Source organism: Mycobacterium pseudokansasii (assembly GCF_900566075.1).
GTDB classification, from domain to species: domain Bacteria; phylum Actinomycetota; class Actinomycetes; order Mycobacteriales; family Mycobacteriaceae; genus Mycobacterium; species Mycobacterium pseudokansasii.
On sequence record NZ_UPHU01000002.1, the window covers coordinates 71,767 to 93,054 of the forward strand.

Sequence of the window (21,288 nt, forward strand, 5' to 3'; positions counted from 1 at the left end):
CCGCGCCACGATTGCGCTCGGGTGGCGGCGTTGCATCCGTTCCGGGACGGGCGACACCACGGGACGGGCGTGGACCACCGGCGAAAAACCCACCCACACACCCGGCCAGCACCCAGCCGCAGACATCACCTGGTGAACACCCATAGCCGATACAGGGGTGTTCGCGAACTGCTTATTTTCAGTGTCGGCGGTGACGCCGAATGGGATCGTTACAGGCGGCGCCGACCGCCGCGAGGAGCTAGCACTGCCCAGGCATAGTACCGCTGCCAAAAGTGCCATGAACAGCATAAATATGCCGCCCAACGCGAGTAGAGCCATGGTGTGAGCCTCTCCCTTCAACCGACTGGCGACATTCTGCGCAGCAGCGGCTACGCTCGTCCCATTGCTGTCGAGTCTGGCAGATAAAAGCACAAACAACAACAAAGGAACACACAATGGGTCACGTAATGCCTGATCGGTACGACGAGCTTCGCCGCGAATGGATCTCCGAACACGCCAGCATCTGGAACGTCCAGAAACGCCGCGCCGAGCTGCTCAACCGCCAAATCCGCAAGCGCATCCGCATGGCGGCGGGCGCACGGCCAAGCCCCTACGACGACAACGTGATGCACCCGCTGTGGGCCCGGCGAGGCTCGACGGTGGAGATCATCATCGAGCGCATCGTGATCGGGGTCTGCGCGCTGCTAGCTCCCCTTGGCTGGCTCGCCGGCCGGCTGCTCTACGAGTACACGGTGCGGTTCATTCCTGAGCGCCTGCGGGCATACCCGATTCCGGCACTGTTGTGCACCGCGGTGGGCATCGGAACCATCACCGCACTGCTCTACAGCCCTGATGGCACCCTGGCCGGGACGGTAATCGCGCCCTACGTGCTGGCCCAAATCCCGGCCACCTTCGCGGCCGCAGGCATCTACGGAATCCTCAACGGCTGGTTGGCCGTTGAGGGCTCGGCGAGTTGGTGGCCCCTGACCCCGCCCCCGCTGCCGGTAGAACTTACCCTGCCCCTGGGACCCGACGACCTCACCGCACCATCGGTGTTCGAGACATTCGAACCCGCAGAGGTGGTCGACATGACCCCCACCAACCAGATTTCACAGTCCCAACAGCCCCTGCACCTCGTGCGCATCGCCCTGACCCTGTGCCTGATCGGTGTTGCATGGATGAGTGGTGCTGTGGCAGTAGGCATCCGAGACGCGGTGTTCGACATCGCCCAAGCCCCCGTACCCGTCAGTGACTACTAAAGCGTGTCGAAAACCTGGCTGCGGCCGAGTCTTCTTAGCAGTAAGGCGATTTGGCTGAGGTAGACGAAGCCTTCATGCGCGAGAGCAAGCATGTTCCCAACGATATGGGATGCTTCCGGCGCCCTTGGGAATCGTGTTGTGTTTTTGGTGGATACTGCTTACTTTGATCGTATGAGTACCGAGATTCTCCTTCGTACAGGCGAGGTCGCCAGGCGACTTGGCGTGTCTCGGCAACACATCGTCGACCTGTGCGATCACGGGGCGCTGCCCTGTGTCATGGTGGGCAGCCACCGCAGAATTCCCGAAGGCGCCGTCACGGCCAAGCTCGCATCCGCTAATGGGCGTGTGGTATCTGCCGGTGCCGCGGAGCAGTCCCTGTGGCTGCATGCCGCATTGATCCCGCGCCTGCTCAAAGACCCGGACGCGGTGGTCGGGAAAGCTCGTGCGAATCTGGCGCAGGGACGGGCGTCTGGAGCTATCGACGTTCACAGCGAGCCGTATGCCCGTGAATGGGAGGCGATCCTGGATGGGGGCGTGGGATGCACCATCGCTGCGCTGTTAGATCCCTCCGAGCATGCCGCGACGCTGCGGTCCAGCTCTCCATTCGCTGGGATTTTGCCTCAGGATGAGGTTCGCGCGATTAAGGAGGCGCAGCGGCAACGCCGTCAGGCGGAAGTGGCGCGGTGAAGCGCCAGCAACTTGCCCACATCCTGCGGGCGTCATGCCAGATTGCCCGGGACAATCAGGTGTTGGTTCTCGGTTCTCAGGCGATCCTCGGCGCCTATGACGACGATGAGCTTCCCGCTGCGGTGTTGATGTCGATGGAGGCCGACATTGCGTTCCTCAGCGATCCCGACCGACGTAAAGCGGACGCGGTTGAAGGCGCGATCGGCGAGATGTCCACATTCCACGAGACCAACCATGTGTACGCCGAAGGGATCCATGTCGACACCGCTGAACTGCCCGCCGGCTGGCGCGAACGGTTGGTGAGTTGGAACCTGCAATCCAGCTATCCAGCAGAGCCGCGGTTCGTAGAGCCGCACGATCTCGTTGTCAGCAAGCTCGCAGCAGGGCGTGAGAAGGACATCGTGTTCGCGGCGAGTTTGTTGGATGCGGAATTGGTTGGCCTCGACACGCTTCTTGCCCGTGCGGCACAGCTACCCCGTAGCAGTGCACGGGTCACACAGTCGCTGGGGTTCTACCGGAGGCAGGAGCTCCACGACGCAATCCCGTCCACCAGCGCTGCCCCGCAGGTCAAAGATCACCTTGACGACCTGATCAAGAAAATCGCCGAACGTGATCGCAGCCGTAGCCAGGACCACGACTACGGCCTTGAGCTTTAGATTTAGACTCCGCCTCCTCTTCTAAACTAATACCTCGTTTTCGCCTCGGTCTGGCGTCAGTCCGTCCGGCGTTCCACTCCCTTGGAAGCGGAACGCCCCAACAGTACCCACGCAACTCGGCCGGCACCTTCGCGAAGACCGCAGACGAAGGCACTCCGTAAAGACCACTCGCTTGCAACAGCCTGTGGTGAAAGGTCACGTGCCGAGAAGCCGCTGGTGCCAGCGTTTGCGCTCAGAACCGCCAATTCCGGTGGAGCGGGCGAAGCCGCCGTCAGAGGCGGGGCAACCCGCGCGTGCGGCGACCAACGCACGGCTGGCCTGATCGTAGTACGCCTTAAACCGTGTCCAATCCGGAATTTCGACGCAATGCCCGAGTCCCCCGCGCAGAAGAAGGCGTGCGTGTTCGGGGTCAGGTGGCAGCAACTCCTGCCACCGCAGGACCGGCCCGAAATCGGTGCTCAGAGATTTGTGTCCGTCGGCCTGCCCATAGCTTTCGGTGCGGCGAAAGGTCAGCCCCGACCAGTCCTCAGTGCGCGCAAGCAAGGCCTCTTCGTGCGCTCCATACATGATGATGTTGGCTGGAAAGATCTCGCGGAGTTCCTGGGCGTAGACCTGCCCGTAGACGGTGTCATTTTGGGCCGAGGCCTGCACTACGGCGAGCAAGTTGATACCTAGACCACGGCCCTCCCCCACGATGCGACGCAAATCGGGAAGGGGCGCCGTGTTGGGCAATTCGTCGATCGCCAACAGAAGGCGATGCATCTGTTCGCACCGCGACGTCTTCTCACGCCAACGCCGAATCAGCGAGTCGATCAACGTCACGGCGGCACCCGCCACAGTGCCGTCTGCCGGTGCCAACACGAATAGGGTGGCGCTGGGATCATCGAGAAACGAAGCGTCGAACACCGTGGCGACATCTGCCCCGCCCGCCATCATCAACGAGGTTCGCAACCACGGGGTGATGGCTTTGCGCATCGTGATGGCCACCGAATCACGTTGCCGCGGTTCCATTCCCAGAATTCTGGTCATGCCGATCGCCAGCACCTCATACCTGCTACACAGGGCGGCAGCTTGAACCCAGCTCGGTTGCCGCAAGGCGGCGTCGGTGACCTCAAGATTGTCGACAGCTTTGAGAACCCACTCCATCCCCATCCCGTTGCCGTTGGGCGATGCCGCATACAAGAATGCCGCCAGCGGGCCCGCAGCCTGAGACTCCCACACGCCGCCATCGGACACCTGATCGGCACCTGAGCCCATTCCGACGGTGGCCATCTGCATGATGGTTTCGGCGACGGTCAGCGCCTCGTAAGGGGTTTCGATGGTGGTCGTCGGGTCGTACACCATCACCTGGACCCCGATTGGATAGAAAGGGTCAATGATCGGCCGAAAATCGATCACCGCCTTGGGCCCGAACCGGCGCTCCATCGTCAGCTGCATGACGTCGTCCTTCGACGACACCTGCACCAACGGACCGCCCCACAACGCGCTCGCCGGCGCCAGCAGCCGGCGCGACTTGCCCGACTCGGTAGGTGCACTGATCAAACAATGCGCGGCGGTGCGCGGAACGAACAGCTGCTCACGGCCTTTGACGAACCGACGCATGAACCCGCAATACGGTGTCTCTGGCGGTGCATAGGTCACTAGGGCACCATCCTTTTGGCGGATACCCGATGGGTATTCGTTGTTGGGACTCGGCGGGGACTGAGGTGACGGCCAGCGTCGGTCGCTCGTAGAGGGCCACTGTGACGCCGCCGCCCTCGGTCCTCCCGGGGTCGCAGACCGGCATCAGGGAGACGTGCCGCAGAGCGCCAGTTAGTGAGCGTCTGGTGGTCGATCCCCTCGCCGCGGCGTCGCTGCCCCGTTGAGGACTCAGGAAGCGTCACAGCTGGTCCTCCCAGTAGTGGTCACGATGAGGCAGAGTGCGGGGCTGCCTGAGTGGTCGAGCCGGGCAATGACGCAGGACCCGCCTTATTGTTGCACTATAAATCATATACTGCAATCAGTAAACGCACTGCTGTGCATGCACATACTGATTTATTGGGAGGCTGCCATGCGTGCCGAACCGACAGCACGAGACGCGGCGGCATCTGCGATGAACCGCAAACCAACGGTGCCTCTGAGGGCACAATAGATGCCATGAACTCAACCCTGGCGGATCGGCTAAACAAGTTATTTGCGGTGATGCATAGGGCGGGAGAGCCGCCGCTTTCCAACGCGGCCGCCACCGAAGCCATGACGCGTCGGACGGGTGTGTCGTTCAACCACAACGATTTAGAGCAATGGCGTGCCGGGATGAGGATCGACGCTACAGGCGAGCAGCTCGAAGCGATAGCGAAATATTTTGGTGTACCAACGGTTTATCTGACCGATCCAACCGACGAAGTGGTCGACGCGCAGCTCAATGTGCTTCGAGCAATGCGCGATAGCGGCGGCGTCGTTCAGTGCCATCGAAATGTCAAAACAATTACACCACAAGTACTTAACAGTCTCGCAGAAATTGTCAATCGGAGCATGTGAGAGCAGTTGATATCCGGCTCGGGTTCGGCGTAGGTGGTGAGCCGTGCAACGACTTGCTCGGTACGTATTCAGAAAGAACTCAAACACCATGCACACCAGCATGATTGACGGACCGCCAGCGCCGCAAACACCACGGCGAAACGACGACCCGCGATGACCACATCCGCGCTGTTCCTCGCGTTCGGGTGCGCGGCCGCCGCCCTGAGCTGGGCCATCGCCCGCGCCACCGCGCGCCTGGATCGAGCACGACCTGTCGGAGCGACTCGGGCCAAGTCCAGGCGTACTCCGGGTCTGCCTCCCACTTGGTTCCTACCGCGCCCGATGGGGCAGCGCGTGGCGATCAACGCCTTGACGCCGGCGGCGGCTGGGGGGCGGGCACTGACCGGCCGCAGCGGCCTGCCAGAGCATTTCCGGTCCAGGCGCAGTACTCCCGCAGGTGCGACCACCCGGATGAATCCGCTGGTTTACCAGTTTCTCGAAACAAATCCGAGTTAAATGCTAACTCGGGAAGGGGTCGGATGGGGCAATTGTTTGCAGTGCTCTTTGTTGTGGGCCTGGTGATCGTGATCGTTCGGGCGGTCTGGAAAATCGTTGTGGTCGTGGGCGGTATCGTCCTTGCGGCCTGGACCGTGTATCGGGTTGGCCGCTACGTCTGCAAAGAGCGGTACTTCCGCAGCGAGAAGTTTCTAGCGCACCAAAAAAGGCTCGCCTCCGTGGTCGCTGAGCACAACGAGATCGCAGACTACGTATCGGAGATCCGCAGCCGAGGATCGTTCAGTCTGGGGGCATCAGCCACGGGCACGCACGCGCATCTGGCGACCTTTCAGAACACCAGCCAGCACAGCTACCGGCGGGATCGCAACGTCGCGAACTACGACGCATCGAACGTTCATAACTGTTCGTTGCAGGTCGTCCGCAATGCCAAGGCTGCCCCTGTGAAGTATCTGATGAAGTACTTCAGCATCGATGCTGACGAGCCCAGCCTTGCCCGCGTGGAGAAGCTGGGTGAAGAAGTCGCACGACTCGAAGACGCGATCAGCAACCTCAGGGAGCGCGAAGCCAGCATCACCGAGTCGTTCGATCCCCCGGCCTTCATAATGAAGCATTACGCGGACGAATTTATGCAGCACGTCGGGGTCGAACTGTCACCAATCACGGTTCCCTATCCCGTGTATATGTTCCAATACGTCAGCGCCGGCGGAAACAGCGGGCAGGAAACCGCAATCACACTGGACACCCCGACGATTGATGCGCTCATAGATGCGATGTCGCAGAAGATTCGTTTTAGGAAGACTGCGGCTGGCCAGCGCGCGCTGATGACCTCGAAGCTGCGGAGCCTCATCAAGTCCCGTGACAACTACACTTGCCGCTCGTGCTCGGTGTCGGTCGGTGCCGAGCCTCATTTGCTGCTGGAGGTCGACCACGTCATCCCAGTCTCAAAGGGGGGCTTGTCCACGCCAGGGAATCTGCAGACTTTGTGCTGGCGCTGCAACAGGACCAAGTCGAACAAGCTCGCGACGGCCTGACCCTAGACCGGCGAAGGCTGCGCCCCAGTCACTCCCCTCGGCCTAAAACCCGTTCCGCCGCGGCGCAAAACCCGCTCTACCGCCTCAGCGCCGATCGTCACTTAGTGCCGCTCTGACGGCCGGGATAATTAAGTGATCAACCTCCGGGTTCGCGCCTGGCTACAGTGATCAGCTATGCGGGTCGGAGATCGTGATGGCCACGGCGCCTTCGGCCAGCTCACCACCGACGAGAACGGCCATCTCGTCTGCCACGAATGTGGCCGCGCGTTCCTGCATCTGGCGACTCACGCGATGCGCACCCATGGCCTTTCCGGTGCTCAGTATCGCGCTCGCCACGGTTTGGAGCTGACCGCGGTTCTGATTGCCGGCGAGATCCGTCAGAAGATGTCGCAGGCGTGGGAGCTGCACCGCGACGAGCACGTCGCGAACCTGGACCGGTCACGCAATCCGGATCGGGCGCGCGCACAGATGCGGCCGAGGTCTCAGTGGCCGGCCGCGAGTCGGGTCCGTCGGAGCGCGGCGTTGTCGGCGAAGCGAGGGCGGCTGCTGACCGATGATGAGATGCGGCAGCTAGGTGATGATCTCCCGCTGCAAACAGTGGTGCGATCAGGTGCGCGCCCTGCTGGCCGCCGACCCGACGATCACCGCCATGTCGATCAGCCGCAGCTTCGACCGCTCAGAGTCTTGGATTTATCAGCGGCTGTACCGGTACCCCGGACAGGGCAAATAAGCCGTTACGGGCGATCGCCTAGCGGCCGTCTAGGGTTTGCGGGCGGCGCCGATCGCTTGGTGCCGGCGCGGCGTGTACATGATGTGCGCGGGATGCGAACGGTCTCGATACCTCCCACACGGTGTCGGGTGCTGTTGGCTTGCCATCGATCCGTAGACCGAAGTGCTCCAATAGGGCTGCTGGGTTCCCGCCATAAATGTCGGGTGGCATCTCAATCTTCACGGAATGACTCGGGCTCTAACTGTTCTAGCTGGCTGCACGCAGGACACCGCGGTGCCTCACTTCTTCCCAGCCGCGATAAGTCCGCCGAAGACGCCGCGATAAGTCTGCCGAAGACGCATTCGGCGCCATCCCAAATTGGTAGGCCGCAGCCGGCGCCGTAGGCCATCGCAGGGGCTTAGCCTCAGAAGTATGAGATAAACGACACCTACAACAACCTCGGCTTCAACAACATCGGCGACCGCAACTTCGGATTAGTGTGAGCCTGTTCGCGCGCTCGCGACGACATCGGCCTCGGCCGGTGGTTCAGCGGGAGCCGTTCGTGCGGAAGGCGGGTGGTGTGGCCTGCTGCAACCCGTTCCACAGATCCTCCCGGGTGATCAAGAGTAGGTCGTTCTCGGCGATGGAGTCACCGAGCGTGGCGTCGCTAAGGTCGAGCTCGTCGAGGCCCAGATTGTCCAGGACGCGGACGTCGCGCACGATCTGAGCCTTCTCCAGGATGTTGCGTACGAATCGGCCGTTGTTGAGATCGTCAATAGCCCTCACGGTGTCCCCGTCCGCATTGACTTTGGTCTCGCTATAGAACCGTGTAAAGGGTTCCAGCAGAACTGTTTCCAATGCGCCGGGCTCTACGATGTTGCTGCCGCGCGCCAGGATTGCGTGTGCGATAGCGATCAGTTTGTCCGGAGGGTAGGAGCTGAATTGGATGGTGGTGGCGAAGCGCCCTTGCAGGCCGGCGTTGGAAGCGATCACCTTTTGGCATCCTCGCGGGTAGCCTGCGGCGATGAACACGGCTTTGTCTCGGTTGTTCTCCATCCAGGGGACGATCGCCGCAACTATGGCCTGACCGATCGGGTCGCCACCGGCGTACCCGCCGTGCAGGAGTTCGCCGAACTCGTCGAAGAACACCGTCTTTCCGATCGCACTGGCAAGGAACTCGCGGGTCTGCGTCTCTACGGATCCGACGAACTGACCCGCCAAGGCTTCCTTGCTGGTTTCCAGGACGTCGCGATGGGGCAAAATCCCCAGCCCACAAAATGTTCTTGCGATGACGCGGGCAACTTCGGTCTTTCCAACCCCGGGGGGACCCATCATCAAGAGATGGTTGGTGACTGCGGTGCTGGTGTGTCCCTTGCGCTCCCGCAGGATCCGGGCGACCGTGGTGGCCTTGAGCGAGCGGACCTGCTGCTTGACTTCGTCGAGGCCGATCATCGCCTTGAGGGTCGCCTCTGCGTCCGCGAGGTCCTTGCGGGCCTCGGAGGCATGTTGGTCGTCTTGGCGTTGCTCCGGGGTGCGCCCCGTCGTCGGGTCCCACGGGTCAACGCGGGTGTCGATGGTGGCGTGGTCGACGACCTTGATCCCGAACGTGGGGTCCGCCAGCGCTGTTCGCGCCAGCTCGAAGTCGGGCCAGCGCATGGCGACGTCTCCCAGTATCTGACGTGCGCTATCGTCGTCTCCTTGCGCGCGGGCGATGAGCGCTTTGTGGAAAGTGGCGTCGCGGGTGATGAGGTCGGGGGCGTAGGTGTTCTCGCAGGCGGCCTCGACCGCAGCTGTAGCCCGTTCCCACATGCCTAGATGCGCGGAGGCCTTGGCTTCCAGGAGCGCGCCACCTCTGCTGAGCAGTGTGTCGTTGAACCACGCCCCGCGGCCCGCGACGGCGGCGAGAACATCTGGCCAGCGCTCGGTCATCTGCATCAGGACGCCGCGGGTGTATTGGACCTTGGGGTCGGTGCCCAGCCCGGCCAACCGTGTGCTGGCCTCGGCGTAGTTGTGGTCGGCCAGCAGGAGCGCGACGTAGGCGAGTTGGGCGGTGGTGGCGTCCTCGATGCGCCAGCGCAGGTATTCGATGTCGAAGGTGACATCGAGATCGACGACGCGGACATCGCAGCCGCAGGTTCCCAGGTCCATGCCGAGGCGGTCGCGTGCGTCGGCCAGTCGGGCAATCGTGCCCGCTGAGCGGTCACCGGCAGCGATGCGACCCAGCCATGCATCAGCCATGCCGGGATCGTCGTCGGTGGCCAGCTTGAAGACCTCTAGAGCACGGCGTGGGTTGCTTTTCAAGGTCTTCATGCCCGCCCGCAGGGCTTCGGTACTGCGCTGACTCATCGGCGTGGGCTCCTGGACGGTGGGAGGAGATGGGTCAAGGTGTGAGCTTCGTTGCGCGGCCGGATGATTCCCAGCGTCATGGGCCGGGGCCGCGCCGGGGTCTGCACGGTGATGTGGTTGGGGCCAACCTGGCGGATGCAGATGTCGGCGTCCTCGGGTAGCGCTTCGTCAGGGCGCATCACCGACACCAACGCATGTCCGCGTTCCCCGCTTTCACGCAGGACCTGCTGAGGTTGCGAACCGTCGGCCACGATCAGCGTCGCCACCTTGGAGCGTTCCTGATTGCGGGCCATGCTGATGCGAATGTTGTCGCAGATCGGCTGCCACCGAGTGGGGCGCACAGTGTGAATCTCCGCGGTCGCCCCAGCCGAGGTGGCCCGCAGCACCAGGGCTTGCACAACGTCGAGATCCGCGGCAATGGCCACGCGTACAAATCTGAGTGGATCCGTCCAATTCAGCAGCAGCGGAACGCCGGACCACTCGGCCATCCCGTGCAGGAAACCTGTCGGCCCGACCTGCACGGGAAGCGGTGCGCTCTGCAGGGGCCGCATCGACAGCGGCACCCTCAACGAGCGATCACCCAGGGGCAGGGTTGCCACCAAGACATCGAAAGCTTGACCGGGCACGGTTTGTAACGTTGAAAGCGGTGGGTGGGTCAGATGCGCCGGGGTGTGCACGCGCACCAGCGCCCCGACCATCAGTTCACCGGTCTGGGCATGACGTGTCATGCGCACCAGCACCACGGCTTTGGTGGCGCGGATGGTCCAGACGTCGTTGAGCACGCGAGTGCTCAAGTCGGCCCCCGACATCCGGTAGGGGGTCACGTAGTCGTCGCCGACACGCAGGTCGGTCCATCGTTCCTGGTAGTCAGCTAGGTCGTGGCCAACCAGCAGGGTGGTGGTGGCAACTCGGATCTGCTCTGCGCTGCAGGTCACCGCGCGGCATCCGGCGCGGGCAGCGGCTTGGCGAACCCGCTCGGTGGCCGCTTCGATGGCTTCTGCCACGCTGTGGCGATAGAGCATGGCGTCGAGGCACGCGGTTGGCCGAAGCCGCAGCACCAGCCAGGTGCGACGTTCACCGACCGCCGCCCGATCGGCAACGGTTTCCTCGTAGCGGCCGGTGAATTGACCGTCGTGGGCGGTGCGGGTGCCGATACTGATGGTGTCGATGGAGTGCAGTTCCAGGCCACCGAACTGTTGCAGCAGCGCCCCGCACACAGTCAGCGGCACTGTGTCGATCGACTCGGCGCCTTCGGAGACCAGCACCGTCGGTGCGTACTGCCGTCCGTGCAGCGCGATCATGGTGATGGCGTACTCGCCGTCCCACATCAGCCCGCCGGGGCCCACACCGGGCAACTCGGCCTCGAACGGGCCTGGAAGTGCACCGCGCGCCTGCCGTACCGTGGCGTTGCGTTGCGCTCGCCGCACTCGCCGTGCGCGGGTGAGCCAGGTCCACCCGGTCGTTCCGCGGTACGTCAGGCCCACCGCGACGAACACCAGCACCGTGATCGGGATCAGCGCCCACCACGGCATCCGGGAGGCCAAGGGCACCACTGCGAGCGTCGCAGCGACTTCGGCGATGATCGCCCGGCGCAGCGGGAACCGAACCTGCCAGCGGGGCAACCGCTCCCCTGGCGTGTGCTGCGGCGCGTTGTCGGCGGAGGCAGCTGGGTCGGTCAGCTCAATCAGAGTCATATCCGCCGCCTCCGAGAGACTTTGGCGATGAAGAACAGCGCCACCAGGATCCCGATCGCGGTGCCCGCGCCGCCGAGGGCGACGATCATCGGCCGATGGTCCGGTGGTGGTGGCGGCGGCGGCGGGTGCAGGGGCCGGCTGAGATGTTCGGTCGGCAGGGCCGGGCCCAACGGCACGTCGTCGTTGAGCGCGGCCACCGGGTCGATGGCCCCGTACCCCATACGGTTGTCCACCACCGCCCCCCCTGCGACGTCCTGTGGGGACGCCGCAGGCGAGTGCGCGGTCGCCTCGATGCGCTGAATCACCTGCGCTGCAGTGAGATTAGGATACTTCGCGCGGACTAGCGCGGCGAGGCCTGTGACGTAGGGCGCGGCGAAGGAGGTGCCGTTGATGGGCCGCAGCACACCGGCGGTTGCGTCGAAGGTCGCGTTGATCACCCCGCCCTTGTCGTCGAGCCCTTCGATGAACACCCCAGGAGCCGCGGCTCCGATCCACGGCCCGGACAGGCTGATCTCACGGTGGTTGGTGTCCACGGCGGGCTGGCCGCTGCCGTCGGTGGCGCTGACCGAGAACACGTATTGGGAGAACCAGGCCGGGGTGGAGATGGTGACGACGCCGTTCCAGTTACGGGGGTCTTTGGCGCTGGTGGCGTCGATGTCGGGGTTCTGCGCGCACCCCGCCCCGCCCAAGTTGCCGCCGGCCGCGACGATGACAATGTCTTTGTCCACCGCCGCGTAGCGCACGGCCGCCCCAAGGGTGGTCTGATCGACGGGCTTGAGGACCGGGATGCAGCTGACGATGGAAATGTTCATCACTCTGGCGCCGGTATTGGCGGCCAGCACGATGGCTTTAGCCAAGGACGCGACTGTTCCGGCGCGCCGGTCAGCTTCGACGTCGGCTGAGGTTGGGTTGGCTGGCACCCATGCTTCTGAGGATTGGCGGATGGAGATGATGTCGGCGTCGGGGACCACGCCGACCAAACCGTCGGTCTGGGTCGGCTGCGCACCCAGGATGCTCGCGACCACGGTTCCGTGAGAGTCGCAGTCCTGCAAGCCGTTTGCCGGTTCATCCACGTAATCGCCGCCTCCGTGGATGTGCGGCAGCCGTGGTGAGACATTGACTCCGGTGTCGACCATCGCGATGGTCTGGCCGGCTCCGCGGCCCGCGGATTGCCATAGGGCGGGAAGGTCCATGAACTTTTGCGCCGCGGTGGGAGCCCCGAGGTCGGTGTCGGGCATCAGGCCCGACGGAATGCATTGATGCTCTTGGCGCAGCGGCTCGCCTGGGCCCAGCGGCAGCGGGTTGGGGACCGCACCGGGGTCGATCACCGGGGGTGATATTGCCCTAGCGACGCCCGCGCTGAGCGGGGTCATGATCACCAACAAGCTGACTGCTGCAGCGCGCACCCCGCGCTGGGTCCACGCACCGGTCATCACAGTGCCGTCCTGGCGAGGAAGTAGACGTTGAGCAGCCACAGGCTGAGCGGGAACACCAGGAACTGCAAGCCGTACTCCAGCCACTCCACCAATTTGCGGAAGGGCGCGGAAAACGGTCGCTGTGGGACGACGGCGGCGATGACCAGCGCCGCCAGTCCCACAGCGATGATGAGCGCACTGATGATCAGGCTAATTGTCGGATTGTGGCTCGACAGCGCATATTTGAGGCCGAGGGCTGCCGTCATCGCCAGGGCCGTTGCCACAACGGTGACCGCTGCGGCGCGGTCTTCTAGGGCGCGCCCTCCGAGGACGAGGATGGCGGCGATGCCCAGCACGAACACGGTGCCCAGAATCCAGCGTCCGTGTCCGGGGGTCACGATCCCGGCAGCGCCGGCGATGAAGAACGGTGACACTGCCGCAACGATGGCCTGCAAATAGCTGTTGGCGGCCTCGGCTGCGCGTTTGAGTTCCGCGACGCTGGGCGTGCCTTCGGTCTCAGCGGCTACCAGCGCTTCGGCGGCGATACCCTCGGCGTCGTCGAAGACCAGCTTGCCGGTGACCGTCGGAAAGCTTGGCATGGGCACCCGTGCGAGCAGGCCCGACAGCGACTCGACTTTTTTGAGCACTACCAGGGCCACCACCATGGTGCCGATCCACAGATAGTGCATCTGTATTCCGATCGCGTGCAGGACGCCCAGCAGGGCGGCACCCAGGCACACCAACGTCAGCCAGGCCAGCACACCTGCCGGGGCCGGCGACAGCGCCCACAATGCGATGGCGGCCACCAGGGTCAGCGCTGCTGCGAGCACGACATGCCAGGAGCCAGCTGGTCCGGGCACGGCGGTGTAGCCCGCGACGGCGATGGCGGCCAACGCTCCTGCCCACAGGCCGTGGGCCATGGCGGCCACGTGCTGGCGCCACCACGCCGCGGCACCGCCGAAAAACAGGACCACCGCCAGCCCCGCGGCTGCCGCCGGGGGAATCACCGGCCAGTAGGCGCCGGCGGTGTGGTTGAGGTGCCAGACCCACAGCAGCAGCCCACAGACGATCGCGGCCGCGGATGCGGCGGTCACTGCGGCGACGTTGAGTGCGGTTTGCGGAGTGACCGATTTGAATCGCTGAGCGTTGAGGTGGGCGATAGCTGAGGAGGCGTTCTCGATGACCTCGGTGAATGACACCTCGGCGTCGTCGACCTCCAGGATCAGCAGACTGCCGTCGGTGATGCCTTGGTCGCGCAGCGACTGGCCCCGGGTCAGGGCAGCGCCGCCCACCCGCTTGAGCGTTACGATGCCTGGGACGATGAGATCGTTGTCATCCGGGCCGCGGACCTCATTACCCGGGATGACCACTTGGGCTAGCACGTCGTTGACCACGGTGGCTACCGCCTCGGTGGCGGGTAGCACCAGATCGGTCTGCCGATCCCCGAACAGCACCGCCACCCGGACTTGCTCACGAATCCGTACCTGGGCCGCCGGCTGAATGCCGGTGCGCTCCGATACCGTGCTCACTGGCGGGGACCCCACCCGTGACTGCTGTTAGCCGCCGGCGGCCATGAACCGGGGTAGCCGCCGCCTTGCGGCGGGCGTGGCTGTCCCTCGGGCGCTCCGGTGATGCGCTGTTGCCGGGCGCCGCGATCGCGGTCGGTGGCGCGGGCGAAACCGTCGGCCAGGGAGGCGGCGGCTTCGATGTAGTGCAGCTGAGTGTCGGGCGCTAACCGGTCGAACTCGATAGGTACCGCGTCACTGAGGTGCGGATCGAAGTCGATCGTGTGCACCGAGCGCACCGTGCGCTCGAAGTCGGCGTGTAATTGCTTGACCTGCGCGCCGGCGTTGACCTTGTTGACGTTGCTGACGATCACGACTGCCTCGCGCACCAGGTGCGGGTAGCCGCTTTCCAGTAGCCAGTTCAACGTGTCGGCCGCGCCTTGGGCGCCGTCGAGGCGCGTGGTGGACGGCACGACGATCGCATCGACCCGGATGTGCTCGAGCACAGCATGGGTGAGGTCGTCGTCGAGCTGGTTGCCGCAGTCCACGATGGCGATGGGGTATTGCACCTGCAGTTTGGACCACGCGGTGATCAGGTCGGCACCGGTCATCGGTGTGCGGCCCCTGTCGCTGCCCAAGACTTCCAGCCCGGAATGGTTGTCCTTCCCGAGATATTCACGAAAGTCGCTGTAATCGCGCAAGTTTCGATCACTGTTAAGCCCACGCCAGGACATGGTGGATGGTTCGTCGATACGGCGGGCCAGGTTGCCGTTGGCCGGGTTGGCGTCGATCGCCACGATCTTCTCGTCGCGGTACCTCGACAAAGCCGCGCCCAGCAGCACGGTGGTGCTGGTCTTGTTGACCCCACCCTTGGACTGCATCACTGCGATGACGTACTTGCCCCGCAAGTTGACCTTGAGCCGGCGGCGCAAGTCGTTCCAGTGTGCTTCCTTGGCCGACAAGCCGAGGTTGATCCGGGTCATCTTGTACAAGCCGTGGCGCCAACCGGTTTCGGGAACCGGCTTGTACGGTGTTGCGACCTGACCCTCGTGAATCTGGGCGCGCATGGCGCCGACCGATGCGAATGGATCGTTTGCAACACGGGCCCCGTAGCGCTCCTCGTCCCCAGCCGGGGGGCGGTACCCGGGCGGGGAGGTAGGCGGGGGAACGGGCTGGCGCGGCATCCCGGTCTGCGGACCGCCGAACAACGCCTCTTGGGAAGGGGGCCGCCCGCCGTACGGCGCCGCCGAGGGCGGCGGGGGCGGGGCGCTGAAGTTCGGTGGCGGCGGGGGCGGAGCGGTGTGGCGTCCACCATCAGGGGCCTGCGCGGCTCTGTCCCACGGCCGCTGAACAGAAGCGCCGTGATAATAGAGCGCCGTGTTCTCCTCGGATGGCGGCGCCGCGCCCGGAGACTTGGCGTTGCGCAAGATCTCCATCTCGCGGCGCATCTGCTCGCGGTCGACGATCTGTGTGTGACCCTCGGAGTCAAGGGGTGCAACGGTTTCCGCAGTGGGCGGGGCCGGGGCGTATGGGGGTGGCTCCGGCTCCGGTGATTGGGAGGGGCTGGCCGCACCGTCGTGTGGGCCGCCGAGCGGGTCGAACGGCGAGACGGTAGCCTCCACATCCTCCTCGGCGCTGTCGCCGCTGCATGCGGGTGGGGGCGGGCTCGACCCCTCGCCAACATACTGACTGTAGAAGTTGTTCTCGCTCTCGCTCATCTGTTCTCCCAAACGACGTGTCGGGACCTAACCGACGCCCCCGAAACTCCCTACCCTAAGCTAACACATCTGATGCAATTAACGCAGTACGTGAACACATCAATTGTGTTTTTATTTGAAGCGGGAGTGTCCCTCCCAGGTGGTGCCCGCGGTGGCCACCAAACCCCGTAGGGCGCTTCCGCCCGCGTCCTGGGTGCCAGGAACGATCTGCGTCCACCACGTACGGTCCTCACCACGGATGGGACCTGTGACGATGCGCCCCTCGGCGGTGTCGGTAACCGCCGCCGACGCCATGGCCACGTGCTCTCCTCGGGAGTCGTGGATGGTCAACGCAAAGCTGACCTCCATCAGCGGCTGATCGGCCGCCAATGTCAAAATACGGCGCTGATCGGCGTTGAGGTCCAGCGCGGCCAGCGCGGCGGCCGGGGTGTGGTCACCGACCGCGATCTTGGCGAAGCTGTCCACCAGGTCGGCAGTGCGCACCGTCACCGGAGACAGCGACGCCGGCTCGAGCGGGTTTCGTCCCCGGTCGCAGAGCACCATGATCCGGTCATACAGTGCGCGCAGGGAGGGCACGGTGGCCACTTCTTCGATCGTGATGTCCTCGGCGACCTCGGGGCCGCTGCGCGAAATCGCGGCGTGGGACTTGCCGCGGCGGGCGATCACCATCCGCATGAACTCGACCCCGGGGCGCTTCACGTCGACAGTGAGCGCGATGTCGGGGCAGGCCAGCGTTTCCAGCCAACGCGCCACTGTCGGATGCACGGTGTCCTCGTCGAGGATGGCGCCTGCCTCACGCAAAACCGCGATACCGGGGTGGCCGGTGGGCCGGCCGCTGGCAGAGACATAGGGCCGCAACAACATCGCTGCGGGCAACTGTTCGATGCCGCACAGCGCCTGCAGCAGCCATACCCCCTCGCGAGTGGTGTCGATCGCGGTGATCGCCCGGGGGCCGGGCACAGGTGGTGGCGGACGCTTGATGAACGACGGTGGTCGGGTCACGGGTGGCCTCTGCTTGGATGGTGGATAGATCTGCTACTCATTCCCTGAGCATTGTTGCTCGGGGGATGGGGTTGTTTCGCTCACAGCCGTCGCCGTTGAGGGCGGCGGCTTGTGTCGTGGTGGGGCAGTTCTCCACCGTCCCGGCCCGGTTGATCAGGATCCGCTTGACCTCTGTGTAGGGGGTGTAGCGGGTGATCTGGGGGTCGGTGGCCCGGTCACGAATGTTGCGGGCCGCGTTGGTTTCCGTGTCGTACACGATCCCCTGCTGCGGGCAGCCCGCAGTCTGACAGTGAACTTTCTTCCCGCGACGCACACCGAGATGTCCGCACGGATGTACTTGTTGTGATGTGTAGGCCGGGTTGACCAGCGTGACCGCAGAACCTCTGCGGCTTGGTACCGACGCCAACGCGTCAGCCAAGAATGTGCGTTGCCAGGACGCGTAGAGGCGGCTGACAGCGGGGCCGAACTTCGACTTACCGCGCATGCCGGTGAGGTCTTCGGCGATGATGTGGTCGGTGGTGTCGACCAGGTCGTGCACCGCTTGGTAGACAACGTCTTTGGTTGCCGCGCGGTCGTGGTCGCGCTGCTGGGAGCGTTTGCGGTGGCCGAGGTTGTGGCGGTCGATGCGGGCGGCTTTAGCCCGCGCCGCGGCTGCGCGCCGGTGATCCCCGGCCATAGCGGCCAGGTGGGCGCGGTCCAGGTGGCGGTCGCGGACACCGCGGATCTTGTTGCGTGCCTTGCCGCGGGCACAGTCACGTTCGGCGCGGGCGGTGATCACCGTGGACTGGCCTTCGCCGAAACGCCGGCCGTCGGTGGTGGTGAACACTTCGGTGACCCCGGCATCGACGGCTTCCACCGGCTTTCGGCGCGGCAGCCGTGGGCGCACACTGCTGACCTGGTGGGCGGGATAGGCGGCGGTCACCGACCAGCCGCCCTTGCCGTCAGCAGCGATCTCGATGGTGGAGCGCGGCTCCAGGTGCTCGGGCAGCGTCCCGAGGTTCAACGCCAACCGGTGCCCGCGGGTGGGGGTCATCACCGCCAGCCACAGTTGGCCCTTATGGTCGCGGCGCAGGTCATAGGAGCAGTTGTCGGCCACGATCCGCCCCGACCGTCGTGGTCGCGGTATTTTGCCGCCCAACGCGTCCCGGCAGTGACGCGACAGCCAGGGATCTTCACGCCACCGACCCGCTTTGGCCAGCGTGAGCAGTCGCCGCCGGCCATCTTTGTCCTGCGCGGTGCGGCTGTAGATGTCCGGGCGGACCTCGGTGACGATCACCGCGCGCTGCCAGGCACGGATCTTGTCAACGGTGTCTTCCACGGTGGCCCGCCACAACCGTTGCGGGACCGCATATTTGCGCGGCGACCCTTCAGCCATCAACCGGTCACGGACCTGCCGTTTGGACAGACAGGCTGTTTTCGCGCCACGAAAACGTGACCACACCTCGGCGCGGACCCGGTCCAGCTCGGCGCCCATCGCGGCGAGTATGGCGGTCTTGCCGGCGTTGAGTTCACCGACAACGGGTAGTCGTCGTGCCACGATCGCCGGTGCTGTCACGGCTGCACCGTATCGGCGGGTACCGACAGATTGGAGCGGTCGGCGATGAGCTGTTTCTCATAGCGCCGCAGCCCGTAGAGGCGGCAGGAGAAGACGTGCACGATTGCCAGGAGGTCTTCGACCAGTTCTTGCTGCGGTGACAGCGTTTCCTGGTTGGCGACCACAATCTGGCAGCCGTGCTTGGTGGCCAGCCAGTCGATCAGTTCGAAACCGAAGCGGGCCAACCGATCCCGGTGGGCGACCACGATCGTCGAGACTTCCCCGGCGATCACCTGATCGAGCAGCGCCAGGAACTTGCGGCGACGAAAGCTCATCCCGCCGCCGATCTCGGTGATCCACTGTGTGACCGCCAACCCCCGCGCGGCGCAGAACTCCTCCATCGCCGCGACTTGTGCGGCCAGGTCGTTGCGCTGCCCGGAGGAGGACACCCGGCAATACACCGCGGTACCCCGCGGTGTAGCCCCGAAACCCGGCCGTAGCACCGACCGCACATCGGCTTCGGTGAAGTATCGCTGCCCTGACAGCGTCCGCGAGGGGCTGATCAACCCTTCCCGCTCCCACCGGCGCACCGTTGACGCGGAACGGCCAACCCGCTCCGCGAACTCTGATACCCGCAATAACTTGCTCACTACAATCAACTATACTCAGAAGTAATCAAGAAATGTTCTGCTAGTCACAGCTCTTCTCGCCACTGCGGCCCGGCGCCAGGCTGGTCTCACGCCTTGGCGTGTCCAGCCCTTCGCCGGGCCGCAGGGGTAGCGAGGGTTCTACCCGGCGCAGCTCAGTACTGGTGGGCCGACTGACCGTCGGCGTCGGTCATGCCGTCGTTGGCCTGCGTTAGTACGAGGCCGGCCCGAGCGATGGTTTCCTTGCTCTGGGCGTACTTATGGTTGAGCGATGCGATGACCTGCTGGAAGGCATCCGAGCCGCGGCCACCGAAGTTTTCTGCGTTGGCGTTCACCGTCTGCAGGGAGTGCTGGTGATTCTGCTCGGTCTGAGTGGCGGCCTGGGCGATCTGCTGGGCCACTTCCGCGATCTGGGGGGTCGCGTAATGAATGACTCCTGACATTGCAAAGTCCTTTCGGGTGATCTATGCGTGTGTTGGGCTGGGGTGGCTTAAACGATGAGGTTGCTGATGCCGTTGATCATTGAGGTGTGATGCTCGTCAGCCGTGGACAGGATGGTCGCGTTGTTATACATCTTGTGCGAGTGATCGGCGAAGGCGGCGGAGAACTGCTGGCCCTGGTGCTGCAGCTGTTCGCCGACGTTCTGCATCGCCGTTCCGGCGCCACCTCTCATGGCCGGGGCGAGCGACTCCATCGCGCCGCCGAGGGCGTTCATGATCGAGGCCTGCTGATCGGAGATCTCCTGCAGGCTGCCGGCGTCCCTGCCGATGGCCTCAATATCGCCGTGAATGGGTCCTGACATTGAATCGTCCTTTCAAATAAGGGATGTAGGGAAATTGTGTTGAGCCCAGGTCGGCGGGTTGGCCGCAGCGGGCGTGGAGGTCGAGGTCACGTGGTTCGGTCGCCGCCCCCCTCCCACGGTCGGAAGACCGCTCCCCCACTACCGGTGATCACCGGAACCGTCGTCGGCGCCCGGTACAGTGCCGCCAGCGAGGTAAGTGGCGTGCTCTTGCGTTCCTCTTTGTTCTGCTCGCCGGCGGCGTGCGCTATCGGACCCATCATGGCTCCGCTGCTGCCCATGCCGGCGCCGCTGACTTGAGCGCCGGAAGCCAAACGTGCTTCGTTGACTCGCGACAACGCAGACTCAGGTGTGGAGGACGCCGCGTTAACTGCCGGGGTTGAACCAAAGCTGGCAGGCCCGCGAAGCGCCCCGAGGCCACCGATTCCGCCGCCGCCTCCACCACCGGCACCCACCAGGTTCGCCGCGACCGGCCCACCGGCTGCGGGGGTGGCCGTAAGCCAGTCCGCAGCGGTAGCCGCCGACAGCACATCAGAGGGATTGCCGCCACCCATGCCGCCCTGGAAAAGCGACATCAGCGGTTGCATGCCCTGCTGCGGCAGCTGGGCAAGGCTGCCGAACGGTCCACCCTGGCCCAGCTGCCCGGCCATACTGCTGACCTGGCCAAGGGGCCCCATGAAGGCGGTCATCGCCTGCTCGCCGCCAGCACTGAGCAGGTCAGCGGACTTCTCCTGCGGTGCTGGCATGGAGGGGGTGGCTCCTCCACTGGCGGTCGCCGGCGGGGGAGGAGGCAAGGGGGGAAGGGCCTGCATCGGCATGGATGCCGCGGCGTACTCGTACTTGTTCGACGCCGAGGTAACCCACATCCGACCGTAGTTGGCGCGGTTGGCCATAATCGCAGGTGTAAGCATGCCCAGGAAATTGTGGGCCTGCAGCGAGCCGTGCTCGACCTGGTTCTCCCCGATTTCACCCGGCGTGGGGGTGGCTGCCTTAAGGGACTCGAACGCCAGGGCCACCTGGTGAATGACCGCCGCCTGTGCTTCGATCTGACCGGCCGCAGCGGCCTGCCACAGCATCAATGGCACCTTCGCCAGCACTGCCAGTTCCCCGGTCGGGTCCGGCCACGACATCGCCAGCGCAGCGTTGATCGCTTCCTGACCGCCCAGGTTCGCGATCAGCCCGGCGGCCACGCTGACCAAATTCTCAGCGGCGGCCACGAAAGTGGACGCGCCAGGCCCGAACCAAAAGCCCGCGCTGTTCACCTCTGGTGGATCTGCACCCCATTCGCCCGCCAT

18 protein-coding genes are annotated in these 21,288 nt (G+C 64.7%); 6 read left to right on the forward strand and 12 right to left on the reverse strand.

From position 1 onward, the window contains the following. Positions 1-434: 434 nt before the first annotated feature. From EET10_RS28870 to EET10_RS28880, 3 genes are all read left to right on the forward strand, one after another. Entirely contained in the window at positions 435-1,238 is an 804-nt protein-coding gene (locus tag EET10_RS28870) for a hypothetical protein (RefSeq protein ID WP_051493640.1), read from the forward strand. A 171-nt stretch (positions 1,239-1,409) separates the two neighbouring features. Continuing rightward, positions 1,410-1,925, forward strand: coding sequence for an excisionase family DNA-binding protein (locus tag EET10_RS28875; RefSeq protein WP_036395573.1), 516 nt, complete (start codon positions 1,410-1,412; stop codon positions 1,923-1,925). Then, on the forward strand, positions 1,922-2,581 hold the full coding sequence (locus EET10_RS28880) for a DUF6036 family nucleotidyltransferase (RefSeq protein WP_051493642.1): 660 nt from the start codon (positions 1,922-1,924) through the stop codon (positions 2,579-2,581). The genes EET10_RS28875 and EET10_RS28880 overlap by 4 nt, the downstream gene beginning before the upstream one ends. Positions 2,582-2,776: 195 nt before the next feature. Here EET10_RS28880 and EET10_RS28885 read toward each other — a convergent pair whose 3' ends face one another. Beyond that, positions 2,777-4,222, reverse strand: coding sequence for a type IV secretory system conjugative DNA transfer family protein (locus EET10_RS28885; protein WP_225723113.1), 1,446 nt, complete (start codon positions 4,220-4,222; stop codon positions 2,777-2,779). 495 nt (positions 4,223-4,717) lie between these two features. Between EET10_RS28885 and EET10_RS29390 the strand changes: the two genes are divergently transcribed. The 3 genes from EET10_RS29390 to EET10_RS31490 all read left to right on the forward strand — a co-directional run bounded on the left by EET10_RS29390 (position 4,718) and on the right by EET10_RS31490 (position 7,354). After that, the gene (locus tag EET10_RS29390; protein ID WP_136624778.1) at positions 4,718-5,098 is read left to right on the forward strand and encodes an XRE family transcriptional regulator; all 381 of its coding nucleotides are present in this window, start codon (positions 4,718-4,720) and stop codon (positions 5,096-5,098) included. A 518-nt stretch (positions 5,099-5,616) separates the two neighbouring features. Continuing rightward, positions 5,617-6,624, forward strand: coding sequence for an HNH endonuclease (locus EET10_RS28890; protein WP_099188834.1), 1,008 nt, complete (start codon positions 5,617-5,619; stop codon positions 6,622-6,624). A gap of 574 nt (positions 6,625-7,198) precedes the next feature. After that, complete coding sequence (locus EET10_RS31490) at positions 7,199-7,354, forward strand: DUF5053 domain-containing protein (protein WP_225723119.1); 156 nt, start codon at positions 7,199-7,201, stop codon at positions 7,352-7,354. Positions 7,355-7,879: 525 nt separating this feature from the next. Here the strand turns inward: EET10_RS31490 and EET10_RS28900 are convergent. The 11 genes from EET10_RS28900 to EET10_RS28950 form a co-directional block, all read right to left on the reverse strand. Then, positions 7,880-9,679 (reverse strand): AAA family ATPase, encoded by a 1,800-nt coding sequence (locus tag EET10_RS28900; protein ID WP_036395700.1) that lies wholly within the window; start codon positions 9,677-9,679, stop codon positions 7,880-7,882. Then, a complete protein-coding gene (eccE, locus tag EET10_RS28905) occupies positions 9,676-11,373 on the reverse strand; it encodes a type VII secretion protein EccE (RefSeq protein ID WP_036395577.1) in 1,698 nt (565 codons plus the stop codon). Before eccE ends, EET10_RS28900 begins: the two co-directional genes overlap by 4 nt. Beyond that, complete coding sequence (gene mycP / locus EET10_RS28910; protein ID WP_036395579.1) at positions 11,370-12,806, reverse strand: type VII secretion-associated serine protease mycosin; 1,437 nt, start codon at positions 12,804-12,806, stop codon at positions 11,370-11,372. Before mycP ends, eccE begins: the two co-directional genes overlap by 4 nt. Further along, positions 12,806-14,317, reverse strand: a complete 1,512-nt coding sequence (eccD, locus tag EET10_RS28915; RefSeq protein WP_167480283.1) for a type VII secretion integral membrane protein EccD — start codon at positions 14,315-14,317, stop codon at positions 12,806-12,808. The genes mycP and eccD overlap by 1 nt, the downstream gene beginning before the upstream one ends. Beyond that, positions 14,314-16,011: a MinD/ParA family ATP-binding protein gene (locus EET10_RS31495; RefSeq protein WP_225723114.1), complete on the reverse strand. Its 1,698-nt coding sequence runs from the start codon at positions 16,009-16,011 to the stop codon at positions 14,314-14,316. The genes eccD and EET10_RS31495 overlap by 4 nt, the downstream gene beginning before the upstream one ends. 111 nt (positions 16,012-16,122) lie before the next feature. Beyond that, complete coding sequence (locus EET10_RS28925) at positions 16,123-17,013, reverse strand: ESX secretion-associated protein EspG (RefSeq protein WP_167480284.1); 891 nt, start codon at positions 17,011-17,013, stop codon at positions 16,123-16,125. A gap of 37 nt (positions 17,014-17,050) precedes the next feature. Further along, complete coding sequence (locus EET10_RS28930; RefSeq protein WP_036395583.1) at positions 17,051-18,568, reverse strand: zinc ribbon domain-containing protein; 1,518 nt, start codon at positions 18,566-18,568, stop codon at positions 17,051-17,053. Continuing rightward, positions 18,565-19,197, reverse strand: a complete 633-nt coding sequence (locus tag EET10_RS28935) for an IS607 family transposase (RefSeq protein ID WP_036395585.1) — start codon at positions 19,195-19,197, stop codon at positions 18,565-18,567. The genes EET10_RS28930 and EET10_RS28935 overlap by 4 nt, the downstream gene beginning before the upstream one ends. 152 nt (positions 19,198-19,349) lie before the next feature. After that, entirely contained in the window at positions 19,350-19,637 is a 288-nt protein-coding gene (locus EET10_RS28940; protein WP_036395587.1) for a WXG100 family type VII secretion target, read from the reverse strand. 47 nt (positions 19,638-19,684) lie between these two features. Then, positions 19,685-19,996: a hypothetical protein gene (locus tag EET10_RS28945; protein ID WP_036395589.1), complete on the reverse strand. Its 312-nt coding sequence runs from the start codon at positions 19,994-19,996 to the stop codon at positions 19,685-19,687. Between the two features lie 86 nt (positions 19,997-20,082). Beyond that, on the reverse strand, positions 20,083-21,288 hold the full coding sequence (locus EET10_RS28950; protein ID WP_051493650.1) for a PPE domain-containing protein: 1,206 nt from the start codon (positions 21,286-21,288) through the stop codon (positions 20,083-20,085).